Below are 14,457 nucleotides of genomic sequence, written 5' to 3'. Positions count from 1 at the left end.
TCCTGACCCCCAGAGCAGGCGTGCAGTGGCAGACTCGCGCGACCGACAAATCAAGGAGCTTCGCATGGCCTACCTGCCATCCCGCATCCACCGCCACACCCTGGCGACCGTCCTGAGCTTGGCCTTGGGCGGACTGGGGCCCAACGCCAGCTGGGCCAACCCGGCCGCACAAAACCTGCACGCGCTGTTCGACGAAGCCTGGGAGCAAGGCGCCCGCCAGGCCCCGGAATGGGCCACGGTGCGCGGCGACCACCGCTTCAATGACCGCCTGAGCGACCGCTCGCCGGCCGCCGTCGCGGCCCAGGACGCCTATGCGCGGGAGCTGCTGAAGCGCGCGCAGGCCATCGATACAGCCGCGCTGGATGAGCGCGACCGCGTGTCGCTGCAGATCTTCATCGATCGCCAGCAAGGCGAGATCGAGTTCCAGGCTTTCGAGGGCTATCGCACACTGAGCCTGGGCTCGCTATGGGGCTTCCAGTCGGGGCTGGCCAATCTGATGCGTGCCACGCCCACCGCCAGCGAGGCCCAGGTCCGGCAGCTGCTGGCCCGGCTGGCCGCCTATCCGCTGCGGGTCGATCAGGAGATCGAGAGCCTGCGCCGCGGCATCGCGCTGGGCTGGGTCAGCCCGCAGCCGGTGCTGGCACGAGCATTGGCCCAACTGGACGGGCAGCTGAGCGAGGACGTGACGCGCAGCCCCTTTTTCGAGCCTTTCGACAAGCTGGGCAGCGGCATCGCCGAGGCCCAGCGCGACGCGCTGCGTCAGCAGGGTCGGCAGGCGCTGCAGCAGCAGGTCTATCCGGCGATGCAGCGCCTGCGCCGCTTCATCAAGGAGGAATACCTGCCCAAGGCCCCGGCCGCCGGCGGGCTGGGCCGCTATCCCGACGGCACCCAGGTCTATGCGGCGCTGGTGCGCCGCAACACCACACTGGCGCTGAGCCCGCAACAGGTCCATGACATCGGGCTGCGCCAGGTCGAGCGCCTGCGCGCCGAGATGGAAGCGGTGCGCCGCGAGGTCGGCTTCGCCGGCGACCGCCAGCAGTTCTTCAAATACCTCTACAGCGAGCCGAAGTTCTTCCACCCCAATGGCGAGGCCTTGCTGGCGGCCTACCGCGAGATCAGCAAGCGCATCGACCCCGAGCTGCCCAAGCTCTTTGCCGAGCTGCCGCGTGCACCCTATGGCGTGCGGGCGATGCCGGCCCATATGGGCGAGGGCGCGGCCGAGAACTACAACGGACCTTCGCTGGACGGCAGCACGCCGGGCTGGTTCAACGCCAATGTGCTCGCCTACAAGCGCCGCCCGATCTGGGCGCTGGAAACCCTGGTCGCGCACGAGACCGTGCCCGGCCACCATCTGCAGAACGCCCGCCAGCGCGAGCTCGGCGAGCTGCCGGCCTTCCGGCGCAGCAGCTTCTACACCGCCTATGGCGAGGGCTGGGCCCTCTATGCCGAGACCCTGGGCAAGGACCTGGGCCTGTACCGCGACCCCTACAGCCGCTTCGGTCATCTGCAGGCCCAGATGTTCCGCGCGGCCCGCCTGGTGGTCGACACCGGCATGCATGCGCTGGGCTGGAGCCGCGAGCGGGCGCTGGCCTATATGCTCGAAGAAACCGGCCAGGACCCGGTCTTCATGAATGCCGAGGTCGACCGCTATCTGGCCCAGCCCGGCCAGGCCCTGGCCTATATGACCGGCCAGCTGAAGATTCTGGAGCTGCGTGAGCTGGCCCAAGCGCAGCTCGGTGCCCGCTTCGATCTGCGCCGCTTCCATATGGTGCTGCTGGACCAGGGCCAGCTGCCGCTGGGCCTGCTGGAGCAGCGGGTACGCACCTGGATCGCCGCGCAGCCGGGCTGAGCGGCTTCGGTCGTTCAGGCCGGATTCGGGATGTCGATGAACTGCTGGCTGAGGCCGAAGTCCATGGCCAGGCGCTGCGCCAGCGCCTGCACGCCATAGCGCTCGGTCGCGTGGTGGCCGGCGGCGATGAAGGCCACGCCGGTCTCGGCGGCGTAATGGGCCTGCGGCTCGGAGATCTCGCCGGTCACGAAGACATCGGCGCCGGCCGCGATCGCGGCCTCGAAATAGCCCTGGGCTCCGCCGGTGCACCAGGCCACGCGGCGCAGCGGCCGGCCGTCGCCGGGCACGGCCAGCACCTCGCGGCCCAGCGCCGCACCCATCTGCCGGCGCAACTCGTCCAGGCTTTGCGGCGCGCTCAGGGGCCCGGCGAAACCCAGCTCCTGATCGCCGAAGCGCTGCTCGGCCTGCCAGCCGAACAGCCGGCCCAGCTGCGCGTTATTGCCCAGCTCGGGGTGGGCATCGAGCGGCAGGTGGTAGGCGAACAGATTGATCTCATGCACCAGCAGCTTGTGCAGGCGCTGCTTCATCCAGCCGGTGACGCGGCCGTCCTGGCCGCGCCAGAACAGGCCGTGGTGCACCAGGATCGCGTCGGCGCCGCTGGCGATCGCTGCGTCGATGAGCGCGAGGCTGGCGGTAACACCGCAGACCAGATGGCGTATCTCCTCGCGTCCCTCCACCTGCAGACCGTTCGGCCCATAATCTTTGAAGCGAGGCACCTCGAGCAACTGGCTGAGGTGGGCATCGAGGGTGTGGCGGTTGGGCATGGCGACAGGAGCGGCGGTGCGCAGAATTTGGCTGATTTTCTCCCAGGCCGTGACAGTGGGCCTGGCGCTGTACTTTGTCGTCGCGACCTTGCGGCCGGCGTGGGTGGAGCGCGGCGAGCCACTGCGCCCCACGGTGATTCTGGGCCAGGCCCTGCCAAGCGCCCGCCCCGCCAGCGATGCCAGCGGCGGCGGGGGTTACCGTCTTGCGGCCCAGCGCGCGGCGCCCGCCGTGGTCAGCGTCACGGCCAGCAAGGCACCGCGCCGCTCGGCGCAGAACGACGAGGCCTGGCGGCGTTTTCACTTCGGCCTGCCGCGGCGCGGCCGACGCGGCGAAGACGACGGCGACGAGCCCGGCGGGCAGACCGGCCTGGGCTCGGGCGTGATCGTCTCGGCCGACGGCTATCTGCTGACCAACAGCCATGTGGTGGCCGGTGCCTCGGAGATCGAGGTGCAGCTCAGCGACGGCCGCCAGGCCAAGGCGCGCCTGGTCGGCAGCGATCCGGAGACCGATGTCGCGGTGCTGAAGGTCGAGCTCGACGGCCTGCCGGCGATCGCGCTGGGCGATGCCGAGCAGCTGCAGGTCGGCGATGCGGTGCTGGCGATAGGCAACCCCTTCAATGTCGGCCAGACGGTGACCTCGGGCATCGTCAGCGCGCTCAAGCGCACCCAGCTGGGCATCAACACCTTCGAGAACTTCATCCAGACCGATGCCGCGATCAATCCGGGCAACTCGGGCGGCGCCCTGGTCGATGATCAGGGCCGGCTGGTGGGCATCAATACCGCGATCTTCTCGCGCAGCGGCGGCAGCCTGGGCATAGGCTTCGCGATCCCGATCAGCACCGCGCAGCAGGTGATGCAGGCCCTGGTGCGGGACGGTCAGGTCGCGCGTGGCTGGATCGGCGTGCAGACCCGCGAGCTGACGCCGGAGTTTGCCGAGGCCTTCAAGCTGACGGTGCGCGAAGGGGTGCTGATCAGCGCGGTGGTCGTCAATGCGCCGGCCGCCAAGGCAGGCATCAAGCCCGGCGACGTGGTGACACGGGTCGGCGGCACCCAGGTGCTGAGCCCGGCGGACCTGCTGGCGGCGGTGGCGGCACTGAAGCCGCAGTCCAGCGCCGCCATCGCGGTGCAGCGCGGCGACAAGGCGCTGCAGTTCGAGCTCACGGTGGCACAGCGCCCGCTGCCGGGCACGCGCGACTAGCGCTCAGCTCAGGGCTGATCGGTGGCCGAGTCCGGCGCCTTGGAGTAGCGGATGAAAAAGCCGGATGCCCAGATGCCGACCTCGTAGAGCAGGCACATCGGGATGGCCAAAGCCAGCTGCGACACCACATCGGGCGGCGTGATCACGGCCGCGATGATGAAGGCCACGACGATGAAGTAGCCGCGGAACTCGCGCAGCTTCTCGACCGTGACGAGGCCCATGCGGGCCAGCACCACCACCACCACCGGCACCTCGAAGGCTGCGCCGAAGGCGATGAACATGCTCATCACAAAGCTCAGGTAGGCCTCGATATCGGGCGCCGCCGTGATGCTCTTGGGCGCGAAGCTCTGGATGAACTTGAAGACCTGGCCGAACACGAAGAAGTAGCAGAACGCCACGCCGACAAAGAACAGCAGCGTGCTGGACACCACCAGCGGCATGACCAGCTTCTTCTCGTGCGAATACAGGCCCGGCGCCACAAAGGCCCAGACCTGGTAGAGCACCACCGGCAGCGCGATCAGGAAGGCGGCCATCAAGGTGATCTTCAGCGGCACCAGAAAGGGCGAGATCACATTGGTGGCGATCATGGTCGAACCCGTTGGCAGGTTCGCGATCATCGGCGCAGCCAGCAGGTCGTACAGCATCGACGGCCCCGGATAGAGCGCCAGCACGCCAAAGCACACCGCCACCGCGATGGCGGCACGCACCAGGCGGTCGCGCAGCTCGATCAGGTGCGAGACAAAAGGTTGCTCGGTGCCGGCGAGTTCATCGTCGGGCTTGTGGGAATCGGTCATGTAGGTCTGCGGGGCGGGCGAAAGCGCGCCACGCGGGCGGCGCCGGATTGGGCATGCTGGCGCACGCCCTGGCGCTGCTTGTACCACTGCGGTGTGGCACCGCGCTTGAGGCGCCAGTTCTTCTTCGGGCGCTGATAACCGGGCGGCGGCATCAGGGTCTGGTAGCCGTGATCGGTGCTGCCGCCATCCAGGCCGGCACTGGCTTCATGCCAGTTCTGCTCGAAGGCCTGATTGGCCTCGTTGATCTCTTTGCTGACCGATTGCTCGACATCGCGCGCCGCATCCTCGATGCCGCTCTTCATCTTCTTGAGCTCTTCGAGCTCGATGGAGCGGTTCACCTCGGCCTTGACGTCCGACACATAGCGCTGCGCCTTGCCCAGCAGATGGCCCACCGTGCGTGCCACCCGTGGCAGCCTCTCGGGGCCGATCACGATCAGCGCGACGGCGCCGATCAGGGCCAGTTTGTCAAAGCCGAAGTCGATCATGCAGTATCAATCAGGACTTGGTCTTGGCCTCGACGTCGACGGTATTGCTGTCGGCCGTCTTCTGGCTGGTCACTTGCTGGGTCGGCTGGGCGGCATCGCTGCTGCCACCGTCCTTCATGCCGTCCTTGAAACCCTTGACGGCCGAGCCCAGGTCCGAACCCATGTTCTTGAGCTTTTTCGTGCCGAACACCAGCACCACAATCACCAGCACGACGAGCCAGTGCCAAATGCTGAACGAACCCATAGTTATCTCCTGGAAACGAAGCGGCCATTCTAGTTGGCGCGCATGACAAATCAGCGGGGATGGCTATTGCCGCCCTGACGCAGCTCAACCCTTGAGCCAGGGGCGCGGCCCACCCATCGCATGCATATGCAGGTGATAGACCTCCTGGCCGCCGTCCGGGCCGGTGTTGATCACGGTGCGGAATCCGTTGCTCACACCGAGCTCGCGCATCAGCCGCGGCACCAGGGCCGTCATCTGGCCCAGCAGCGCCGCATGCTCGGGGCCCACCTCGGCCATGCTGGCGATATGCAGCTTGGGGATGAGCAGGATGTGGACCGGCGCCCAGGGATGGATGTCGTGGAACACCAGCAGCTGTTCATCCTCATAGACCTTCTTCGAGGGAATCTGGCCGGCAACAATCTTGCAGAAAAGGCAGTTGGGATCGTGAGTCATCGCGGCATCGCTTGATTGGCATTCATCGTGGTCCAGCCGCGCACAATGCGGTAGAGGAACCAGATCGAGATCAGGGCCCAGGCGATCCAGCCCGGGATCAGGAACAGAAACCACAGCGGCAGGGTCAGCGCATACAGCACACCGGCCCAGACCACGCTGCGCAGGCGCCAGCTGAAGTGCGAGGCCTGCCAGGTGCCGGCGGCCTCGTCGCGCTTGACCAGGTCGATGATGACCGCCACGATCAGCAGCAGCACGCTGGCCTGCACACCGGGCAGCACCGCGCCGACCGCGACAATGGTGTGCAGGATGTAGCTGACGATGCCGATGCTGCGCAGGCTTTGCGCGCGCGCCGGGTCCAGCACCACCGTCTCGACCGTCTGGTTCATGACTCAGCCCTTCCCTGTGCGTTGTGCAAACTCCTGCAGGCCCGACAGGCCCTCGCGCCGCTCCAGCTCGGCCAGCACATCGGCCGGCTTGAGCCCGAACTGGGCCAGCGCAATCATCGAGTGGAACCACAGATCGGCGGTCTCGTAGACGATCTTCTGCGCGTCGCCGTCCTTGGCCGCCATCACCAGCTCGGTGGCCTCTTCGCCGATCTTCTTCAGGATCGCGTCGGTGCCCTTGTCGAAGAGTTTGGCCACATAGCTGGCGCCGGGGTCGCCCCCGTTGGCCGGCTTGCGGGACTCGATCACCGCCGCGAGTTTGGCCAGGCTGTCGCTATCGCTCATTGGTAGATGCTCTCCGGATCCTTCAGCACCGGCTCGACGCTGTGCCAGACACCGTCCTGATAGAGCTGGAAAAAGCAGCTGTGGCGGCCGGTGTGGCAGGCGATGCCGGGCTCATGTCCCTGCTGGGTGATCTTCAGCAGCAGCACGTCGTTGTCGCAGTCCATGCGCAGCTCATGGACGATCTGCAGATGGCCGGACTCCTCGCCCTTGTGCCAAAGCCTGTTGCGCGAGCGGCTCCAGTAGACCGCCTGGCCCAGCTCAGCGGTGCGCTGCAAGGCCTCGCGGTTCATCCAGGCGAACATCAGCACATCGCCGCTGTCCTTCTCCTGGGCGATCACCGGCACCAGACCGGCGGCGTCCCACTTGATTTGATCCAACCAGTTCATGGTCACAGTGTACTCAGCCCAGATGGGTGGGGCCCTCGTGGCCGCGCTCGGCGGCGAACCACTGCAGCACCGGAATCGTGCCCGGCAGCACCGGCTGCATCTGCACCGGCAGCGCCTGCCAGGCCATCGCCTGCTGCTCGCGCATCTCGAACTCGCCGCTCCAGTCGAACACCTTGCAGAAATGCAGGCGCACGCGGGCATGGGGATAGTCCATCAGCTCGATCTTCCAGGGGTGGGCCGCGCCTATCGTGATGCCCAGCTCCTCGTGCAGCTCGCGCTTGAGCGCCTGCTCGACGCTCTCGCCGGCCTCCAGCTTGCCGCCCGGAAACTCCCAGTAGCCGGCATAGACCTTGCCCTCGGGTCGCGAGGTCAGCAGGAAGCGCCCTTCCCGGCCCTGCGCATCGCGCTCGACCAGCACGCCGACCGCCACATCCACCGGCTGTCTTTCCAGCATCGGCTCAGACATGGTCCAGGCCCTCCGGTGCATCGCCATGGATCGCGCGGGGCGGCAAGGATTCGAGCTGTCCCCGACCGGCCAGATCACGGGCGAACTGGTAGGCCACCCGGCCCGAGCGCGAGCCGCGCTCCAGCGCCCAGACCAGCGCGCTCTGGCGGCTGGTCGCGATCTGCGCCTCGTCCATGCCGTGGTAGCGCTGCCACTGGGCACAGATCTCCAGATATTCCTGCTGGCTGAAGGGATAGAAGCTGACCCACAGGCCGAAGCGCTCGGACAGCGAGATCTTCTCCTCGATCGCCTCGCCGGGATGCAGCTCGCCGTTCTCGTCGTACTTGACGGCCAGGTTGTCCTTCATCTGTTCGGGCAGCAGATGGCGGCGGTTGCTGGTGGCGTAGATCAGCACGTTGTCGCCGGCCACCGAGACCGAGCCATCCAGCATGGACTTCAGCGCCTTGTAGCCCAGCTCGCCCTCGTCGAACGACAGGTCGTCGCAGAAGATCACGAAACGCTCGAGCCGCTCGGCCACCAGATCGACCAGATCCGGCAGCTCGACCAGATCGCTCTTGTCGACCTCGATCAGGCGCAGCCCGCGATCGGCAAACTCATTCAGGCAGGCTTTGATCAGCGAGCTTTTGCCGGTGCCGCGGGCGCCGGTCAGCAGCACATTGTTGGCGGGTCGGCCGGCGACGAACTGCTCGGTATTGCGCAGCAGCTTCTCCTTCTGCGCCTCGACCTCTTTCAGGTCCTGCAGGCGGATAGGGGCAACATGGCGCACCGGCTCCAGCTGCGGACGGCCATTGCGTTTGCGGTAGCGGAACGCCACCGACGCCGCCCAGTCGGGCGCCATCAAGGGCTGGGGCAAGACGGCTTCAAGCCGGCCAAGCAGCGCCTCGGCGCGCGCGATCAGGTGTTCGACTGCAGACATAGGCCCGCAGTTTACTGGGGCAGCCGGCGGGCCGCCGGCCAGCTCAGCCAGCCAGCATGCGCAGCGCCGCTTCCAGCTGCTCGCTGGGCGCGCGCTTGAAGCCCGAGCGCGCATAGCGCTGCAGCCGACCGATGATGAAGCTGACCAGCACCGAGGCCTGGGCATTGGCCTGCACGGTCGGGGTGCTGGAGCCGGCCGCTTCGGCGGCGGCCCGCAGGCATTGCCGCAGCGAGGATTCGATGCGGTCGAAGAACTGGTTCATGCGTGCCACCAGGCGCTCGTTCTCATAGACCAGCGCATCGCCCACCATCACCCGGGTCATGCCGGGGTTGCGCTCGCCGAACTGCAGCAGCACCGAGACAATCTTCTGCGCCTGTGCAAGACCTGACCCTTCGCGCTCTGTGATCTGCGTGACCAGCGTGAACACGCTGCTCTCGATGAACTCGATCAGGCCCTCGAACATCTGCGCCTTGCTGGCGAAATGCCGGTACAGCGCGGCCTCGCTGACCTCCAGCTTGGCGGCCAGCGCGGCGGTGGTGATGCGCTCGGAGCCGGGCTGCTCCAGCATGCCGGCCAGGGTCTGCAGGATCTGCACACGGCGCTCGCCGGGACGCGGCCGCTTGCGCGGACTGGCCGGCTCGCCATGGCCCAGGCCTGCGGCGCCGGGCGCGGGATCCGTCATGTCGGTAGGGGATGCGTGCATCGAGCGGTGCGGGCGGGAGGTTTGCGCCGATTCTGGCACAGGCCGCGCGCGCGCCGGCTAGTCGCGCAGCCAGCCCAGCCGGCGGGCCTCGTAAATGGCCTCGACCTTGGAGCGCACCTGCAGCTTGCGGTAGATGCGCTTCACATAAGTCATCACCGTGTGCGGCGAGACCTGCATGAATTGCGCGATCTCGTCAAAGGTGAAACCCTTGGCCGCCAGATGCAGCACGCGCGACTCCTGCTCGGACAGCGCCACCGCCGACTCGTCCTCCAGCAGCGGCACGGCCGGTGCCGAGCCGGCGCCGGGCGCCAGGCGCAGCAGCAGGCGCCGCGCGATCACCGGGCTGATCGGGCTGCCGCCGGAGCGCAGCGTGCGCAGCTGGCCGGCCAGGTCCAGCGCCAGCGAGTCCTTCAGCAGATAGCCGGTGGCGCCGGCCTCGATGCTGGACAGCACATGCTGCTCGTCGCCGAAGACCGAGATCACCATCACATCGCATTGCGGCCGGGTCTGCGCCGCATGGCGTATCAGCTCGATGCCGCTGCCGCCGGGCAGGTCCAGGTCGACCAGCAGCACATCGGGCTGGGTCTGGTCAAAGAGTTTGCGGCCCTGAGGCAGGTCGGGCGCGATGCCCAGCAGTTCGATATCGGGAACACTGGCCAGGGCGAGCTGGAAGGCATCGCGGAATCTGGCCTGATCTTCCACAATCAGCACGGAGAAGTCGGGCATATCTGGCTCAGGCAAATGACCGGGCCATTCTGCGGCCCAGACCCTGCAGCCGCAAGCCGCAACTTCCCCCCATGCGGGGGTGGTCGTGTCGCCGGAACAGCAAGATTCTGGGGATTGCCAAGCGGCGTTCAGCGCAGCAACTTGCCAAGCTGGCCGATTCGGCGCCCCACATAGGCCGGCCGGCGCCGCATCCGCGCGCTGGCTTCGGGGCCATGCAGGGCCTGGCGCGCCCAGCGCTGCATCCAGACCGTCTGCATGCCGACCGAGCGGGCCGACTTCTGATGGATCAAGGTATCCTCGACCAGCACACAGTCGGCCAGGCGCAGGCGGTGCCGGGCGGCGATATGGCGGAACATCCGCGCATCGGGCTTGGGCCGGTGCTCGCCGAACATGCGCATCTCCTCGAAGCCGATGACCCGCTCAAAGCAGCGCTGCAGACCCAGCGCCACCAGCACCCGCCGCGCGTAGGCGGCCGGCGCATTGGTCAGCAGGATCTTGCGGCCCGGCAGGCGCCTGAGCGCCGCCAGATCATGGGCATGGCTGTGAACCAGGTCCTCCAGCCCCGGCAGGGCATGGGTTTCGGCCAGGAAATGCGGCACGCTGACGCCATGATGGCGCACCAGGCCCAGCAGGGTCGCCCCATAGCGGGCCCAGTAGAGCGCACGCAGCCGGTTGGCCTCGGCGCGCTCGACGCCGACATGGCTCTCGATGTAGTCGGTCATCGCCACATTGAGCGCCCCGAACACATGGTGCGAGGCGTTGTGGACCGTGTTGTCGAGGTCGAACAGCCAGACCGGCCGGCGCTTGCCGCTCACCTCAGTGGGACCGGATCATCGTTCCATAAGCCTGATCGGACAGGATCTCCAGCAGCATCGCATGCGGCACCCGCCCGTCGATGATGTGGACCGCGTTGACCCCGCTCTTGGCCGCATCCAGCGCCGAGGCGATCTTGGGCAGCATGCCGCCGGACAGCGTGCCATCGGCGAACAGCGCGTCGATCTCGCGCGCGCTCAGGTCGGTCAGCAGATTGCCGGCCTTGTCGAGCACGCCCGGCGTGTTGGTCAGCAGCACCAGCTTCTCGGCCTTCAGCACCTCGGCCAGCTTGCCGGCGACGACATCGGCATTGATGTTGTAGCTCTCGTTCTCCTCGCCGAAGCCGATCGGGCTGATCACCGGGATGAACTGGTCGTCCTGCAGCGCCTTCACGACGCTGGGGTCGATCGCGACGATGTCGCCGACCTGGCCGACATCGTGCTCCTTGCTCGGATCGTCCTTGTCCACCATCTTCAGCTTGCGGGCGCGGATCATGCCGCCATCGCGGCCGGTCAGGCCCACGGCCTTGCCGCCGGCCACATTGATCAGGCCGACGATGTCCTGCTGCACCTGGCCGGCCAGCACCCACTCGACCACCTCCATGGTCTCCTCGTCGGTGACGCGCATGCCCTGGATGAACTGGCCCTTCTTGCCCAGGCGGCTCAGAGCGCCCTCGATCTGCGGGCCGCCGCCGTGTACGACCACCGGGTTCAGCCCCACCAGCTTCAGCAGCACCACGTCCTCGGCAAAGTCCTGCTGCAGGGCCGGGTCGGTCATCGCATTGCCGCCGTACTTGATGACGATGGTCTTGCCATGGAATTTACGGATGTAAGGCAGGGCCTGGGACAGGATCTCGGCCTTGTCGCGCGGGGCGATATGCGAAACATCGGCAAACTGGTGCGCCGGCAGAGCGGCAGCAGGGGGCTCGGTCTTCATGGTGTCGGTTGTCGCTGCAAGTTGAGGAGCGAATTCATTGTAGGGGCCGGGCCCGGCCCAGCCGCGACAATGCCTGCATGCAAGTCAGCGCCTATTTGAAGCTCTCGGTGGCGGTGGCCCTGGCCACCATCATCTTGAAGACCGCCGCCTGGTGGTGGACCGGCTCGGTCAGCCTGGCCGCCGATGCGCTGGAGTCCCTGGTCAATCTGGCCGGCGCCCTGTTCGCGCTGGCGATGGTGACGATCGCGGCGCGCCCGCCCGACGCCGACCACCCCTACGGCCACCACAAGGCCGAGTACTTCTCCAGCGGCTTTGAGGGCGTGCTGATTCTTGCCGCCGGCCTGGGCATTGCCTGGGCGGCGCTGCAGCGGCTGCTGGACCCGCAGCCGGTCGAGGCCATAGGCCTGGGTGTGGCGCTGGCCGTGCTCAGCTCGGCGCTCAATGGAGGACTGGCCTGGGCCATGCTCAAGAAGGCGCGCCAGCACCGCTCGGCCGCGCTGGAGGCCGACGCCCGCCATCTGTTCACCGATGTCTGGACCTCGGCCGGCGTCGTGCTGGGCCTGATCGGCGTGCTGCTGACGGGCTGGCTGTGGCTGGACCCGCTGCTGGCCCTGTTGGTGGCGGGCAATATCCTGCGCGAGGGCTATCGCCTGGTGCGCGACTCGAGCGCCGGCCTGATGGACGAGGCGCTCGATGCCGAGGCACAGGCCAGCATCCGCCAGGTGCTGGACGGCTATGCCGACGCGACGGTCCGCTTCGATCATGTGGCCACCCGGGCCGCCGGCCAGCGCCGTTTTGTCGACCTGCATATGCACATGCCCCCGTCCTGGACCCTGGGTCGGGCGGCCGAGCTGCGCAATGCGGTCGAGCAGGCGCTGATGGAGGCGGTGCCGGGGCTGCGCGCCAGCATCCAGCTGCTGCCGCTGGATGTCGAAGCCCATTTTGAAAATCAGAAGGAGTGAGCGTGATCGCCGTGTTGCAAAGAGTCAGTGAGGCCCGGGTCGATGTGGCCGGCCAGACCGTCGGCCGGATCGGCCCCGGCATTCTGCTGCTGGTCTGTGCCGAGCCCGAAGACAGCGAAGCGCTGGCCGAGAAGCTGATTGCCAAAGTGCTGAAGCTGCGCATCTTCGGCGATGCCGCCGGCAAGATGAATCTGAGCCTGCAGGACGTCGGCGGCGGCCTGCTGATCGTCTCGCAATTCACGCTGGCGGCGGACACCAGCGGCGGCAACCGCCCCAGCTTCAGCGGCGCGGCCCGGCCCGAGCTCGGACGACGGCTTTACGAGCATTGCCTGAGTTACGCTCGCAGCCAGCATGCGGAGGTGGCCGGCGGCGAGTTCGGCGCGGACATGCAGGTCAGCCTGCTCAACGACGGCCCGGTGACCATCCCGCTGCGCATCCAGTGAGCGACAAACCATCAAGGAGGACGCCGATGATCAGCTATGCCACCCTGGGCACCACCGACCCCGGTCGTGCCGCCCTGTTCTACGACGCCGTGCTGGCCCCGCTGGGCCAGCAGCGCAGCTATGCCGACGAGAACATGGTCGGCTACAAATCGGCCGCGCAGCCCGAGGCCAATTCGACCTTGTGGATCTGCAAGCCCTTCGACGGCCGGCCGGCCACGGTGGGCAATGGCTGCATGCTGGCCCTGGCCGCCGAGACCCGCGAGCAGGTGCAGGCCGTGCACGCCGCCGCGCTGGCGGCCGGCGGCGCCAACGAGGGCGCGCCGGGTCTGCGCGAGGTCTACGGCCCCGATATCTATCTGGCCTACTTCCGCGATCTGGACGGCAACAAGCTGGCGGTGATCTGCCGCGCCAAGGGCTGAAATGGAAAAACCCGCCGAGCGGCGGGTTTCCTGATGCGAGGCCAGCCTCGATCAATCAATCAGCATACTGACCTGCGGCCTTGATGACCGGGCCCCATTTATTGATCTCGGCCTCGACAAACTTCTTGTGCTCGGCGCCGTTGAGACGCCCGTCGGTGATGACGACGGCGCCAAGGGCTTCCTGACGCTTGACGAACTCGGCATCCTTCAGTGCCAGCTTCAGCGCCGCGTTGATCTTGTCGACGATGGCCTTGGGCGTGCCCTTGGGTGCGTAAACACCGTGCCAGATCGACACATTGAAGCCCTTCAGCCCGGACTCGTCCAGCGTCGGCAGCTTGGCCAGCGCCGGCGTGTTCAGGCGCTTGGTGGTCGTGACGGCGAAGGCCTTGACCTTGCCCGACTCGATCTGGCTGGTCGTGTTGGTGGTCTGGTCGCACATGATGTCGACCTGGCCGCCCAGCAGATCGGTCATCGCCGGGCCCGTGCCCTTGTAAGGCACCGTGGTCATGTCGATCTTGATGGCGCTCTGGAACAGCAGGCCGCACAGATGCGAGGCGGCGCCCAGGCCGGCATTGGCCAGATTGACCTTGCCCTTGTTGGCTTCCAGCCACTTGGTCAGCTCGGCATAGTTGTTGGCCGGCAGACCGGGCTTGCCGATCAGGGTCATCGGCACTTCATTGACCATGCCCAGGTACTCGAAGTCGTCCAGGGTCTTGTACTGCATATTGCGGTACAGGGCCGGCGAGGTCGCCATGCTGATGTGGTGCAGCAGCAGCGTATAGCCGTCCGGTGCGGCCTTGGCCACCTTGGTGGCACCCAGCGTGCCACCGGCACCGCCGACGTTCTCGATCACGATGGTGGCGCCCAGCGGCTTGCGCAGCGCCTCGGCCAGATCACGCGCCACCTTGTCGGTGGGGCCGCCGGCCGAGAACGGCACCACGATGTTGACGGGTTTCTCGGGGTACTCGGCCCAGACAGCACCGGCAGCAACGGTGGCCAGACCAGCCAGCATGAACTTCTTCATCGTCATCCTCGTTGTGTAGTAGGTTCAGGCCTGCAATGCTAGGGGCCGCTTGTGCGCATGGCGTAGCGGGAAATACGTAAGTGATTCGGGCTGTCATATATCGAAATATCAATATTGATCTTGCTAATCGATATTGGACCGAATAAGACACCCGCCCTAGAGTGCAGGC

20 protein-coding genes are annotated in these 14,457 nt (G+C 67.0%); 5 read left to right on the top strand and 15 right to left on the bottom strand.

From position 1 onward, the window contains the following. Nucleotides 1-64 precede the first annotated feature (64 nt). On the top strand, nt 65-1,849 hold the full coding sequence (locus ABGI63_RS09145; protein ID WP_349742129.1) for a DUF885 domain-containing protein: 1,785 nt from the start codon (nt 65-67) through the stop codon (nt 1,847-1,849). A 14-nt stretch (nt 1,850-1,863) separates the two neighbouring features. Here ABGI63_RS09145 and ABGI63_RS09140 read toward each other — a convergent pair whose 3' ends face one another. Next, complete coding sequence (locus ABGI63_RS09140; protein ID WP_349742128.1) at nt 1,864-2,613, bottom strand: Nif3-like dinuclear metal center hexameric protein; 750 nt, start codon at nt 2,611-2,613, stop codon at nt 1,864-1,866. Between the two features lie 16 nt (nt 2,614-2,629). On the opposite strand from ABGI63_RS09140, the gene ABGI63_RS09135 reads away from it, so the two are divergent. Continuing rightward, entirely contained in the window at nt 2,630-3,811 is a 1,182-nt protein-coding gene (locus ABGI63_RS09135; protein WP_349742127.1) for a S1C family serine protease, read from the top strand. An 8-nt stretch (nt 3,812-3,819) separates the two neighbouring features. Here ABGI63_RS09135 and tatC read toward each other — a convergent pair whose 3' ends face one another. The 13 genes from tatC to argB form a co-directional block, all read right to left on the bottom strand. Further along, nucleotides 3,820-4,605 carry a twin-arginine translocase subunit TatC gene (gene tatC, locus ABGI63_RS09130; RefSeq protein WP_349742126.1) on the bottom strand — a complete coding sequence of 262 codons (786 nt, stop codon included), beginning with the start codon at nt 4,603-4,605 and terminating at the stop codon, nt 3,820-3,822. Beyond that, complete coding sequence (gene tatB / locus ABGI63_RS09125) at nt 4,602-5,090, bottom strand: Sec-independent protein translocase protein TatB (RefSeq protein WP_266006591.1); 489 nt, start codon at nt 5,088-5,090, stop codon at nt 4,602-4,604. Before tatB ends, tatC begins: the two co-directional genes overlap by 4 nt. A gap of 10 nt (nt 5,091-5,100) precedes the next feature. Next, a complete protein-coding gene (tatA, locus tag ABGI63_RS09120) occupies nt 5,101-5,334 on the bottom strand; it encodes a Sec-independent protein translocase subunit TatA (RefSeq protein ID WP_137941079.1) in 234 nt (77 codons plus the stop codon). 84 nt (nt 5,335-5,418) lie between these two features. Further along, complete coding sequence (locus ABGI63_RS09115; protein WP_349742125.1) at nt 5,419-5,766, bottom strand: histidine triad nucleotide-binding protein; 348 nt, start codon at nt 5,764-5,766, stop codon at nt 5,419-5,421. Then, nucleotides 5,763-6,152: a DUF4870 family protein gene (locus ABGI63_RS09110; RefSeq protein ID WP_262969992.1), complete on the bottom strand. Its 390-nt coding sequence runs from the start codon at nt 6,150-6,152 to the stop codon at nt 5,763-5,765. Before ABGI63_RS09110 ends, ABGI63_RS09115 begins: the two co-directional genes overlap by 4 nt. A gap of 3 nt (nt 6,153-6,155) precedes the next feature. Beyond that, a complete protein-coding gene (locus tag ABGI63_RS09105; protein WP_137941082.1) occupies nt 6,156-6,494 on the bottom strand; it encodes a phosphoribosyl-ATP diphosphatase in 339 nt (112 codons plus the stop codon). Continuing rightward, nucleotides 6,491-6,880: a phosphoribosyl-AMP cyclohydrolase gene (hisI, locus tag ABGI63_RS09100; RefSeq protein ID WP_349742124.1), complete on the bottom strand. Its 390-nt coding sequence runs from the start codon at nt 6,878-6,880 to the stop codon at nt 6,491-6,493. The genes ABGI63_RS09105 and hisI overlap by 4 nt, the downstream gene beginning before the upstream one ends. Before the next feature lie 13 nt (nt 6,881-6,893). Beyond that, nucleotides 6,894-7,346, bottom strand: a complete 453-nt coding sequence (locus tag ABGI63_RS09095) for an NUDIX domain-containing protein (protein ID WP_349742123.1) — start codon at nt 7,344-7,346, stop codon at nt 6,894-6,896. Beyond that, nucleotides 7,339-8,262, bottom strand: a complete 924-nt coding sequence (locus ABGI63_RS09090) for an ATP-binding protein (protein ID WP_349742122.1) — start codon at nt 8,260-8,262, stop codon at nt 7,339-7,341. The genes ABGI63_RS09095 and ABGI63_RS09090 overlap by 8 nt, the downstream gene beginning before the upstream one ends. Before the next feature lie 43 nt (nt 8,263-8,305). Then, the gene (gene slmA, locus ABGI63_RS09085; RefSeq protein ID WP_137941086.1) at nt 8,306-8,944 is read right to left on the bottom strand and encodes a nucleoid occlusion factor SlmA; all 639 of its coding nucleotides are present in this window, start codon (nt 8,942-8,944) and stop codon (nt 8,306-8,308) included. A 78-nt stretch (nt 8,945-9,022) separates the two neighbouring features. Continuing rightward, nucleotides 9,023-9,691: a response regulator transcription factor gene (locus tag ABGI63_RS09080; RefSeq protein ID WP_137941087.1), complete on the bottom strand. Its 669-nt coding sequence runs from the start codon at nt 9,689-9,691 to the stop codon at nt 9,023-9,025. Between the two features lie 128 nt (nt 9,692-9,819). Continuing rightward, nucleotides 9,820-10,506: an HAD-IA family hydrolase gene (locus ABGI63_RS09075; protein ID WP_349742121.1), complete on the bottom strand. Its 687-nt coding sequence runs from the start codon at nt 10,504-10,506 to the stop codon at nt 9,820-9,822. 1 nt (nt 10,507) lies between these two features. Further along, nucleotides 10,508-11,440: an acetylglutamate kinase gene (argB, locus tag ABGI63_RS09070; protein WP_137941089.1), complete on the bottom strand. Its 933-nt coding sequence runs from the start codon at nt 11,438-11,440 to the stop codon at nt 10,508-10,510. Nucleotides 11,441-11,517: 77 nt separating this feature from the next. Here argB and ABGI63_RS09065 point away from each other — a divergent pair, with 77 nt between their 5' ends. From ABGI63_RS09065 to ABGI63_RS09055, 3 genes are read left to right on the top strand one after another with little or no spacing between them, the layout of a single operon-like run. Next, nucleotides 11,518-12,402, top strand: coding sequence for a cation diffusion facilitator family transporter (locus ABGI63_RS09065; RefSeq protein WP_349742120.1), 885 nt, complete (start codon nt 11,518-11,520; stop codon nt 12,400-12,402). Nucleotides 12,403-12,404: 2 nt separating this feature from the next. Beyond that, nucleotides 12,405-12,845 carry a D-aminoacyl-tRNA deacylase gene (gene dtd, locus ABGI63_RS09060; protein ID WP_262969998.1) on the top strand — a complete coding sequence of 147 codons (441 nt, stop codon included), beginning with the start codon at nt 12,405-12,407 and terminating at the stop codon, nt 12,843-12,845. Between the two features lie 26 nt (nt 12,846-12,871). Continuing rightward, nucleotides 12,872-13,264 (top strand): VOC family protein, encoded by a 393-nt coding sequence (locus tag ABGI63_RS09055; RefSeq protein WP_349742119.1) that lies wholly within the window; start codon nt 12,872-12,874, stop codon nt 13,262-13,264. Nucleotides 13,265-13,319: 55 nt separating this feature from the next. Here the strand turns inward: ABGI63_RS09055 and ABGI63_RS09050 are convergent, their stop codons facing one another. Beyond that, a complete protein-coding gene (locus ABGI63_RS09050) occupies nt 13,320-14,288 on the bottom strand; it encodes a tripartite tricarboxylate transporter substrate-binding protein (RefSeq protein ID WP_349742391.1) in 969 nt (322 codons plus the stop codon). Nucleotides 14,289-14,457: the final 169 nt, after the last annotated feature.

It is taken from the genome of Roseateles cavernae (assembly GCF_040187885.1).
Lineage (GTDB): Bacteria > Pseudomonadota > Gammaproteobacteria > Burkholderiales > Burkholderiaceae_C > Roseateles_E > Roseateles_E cavernae.
Note: the sequence above shows the minus strand (reverse complement) of the source record. Positions and strands in the feature narration are given on the sequence as shown.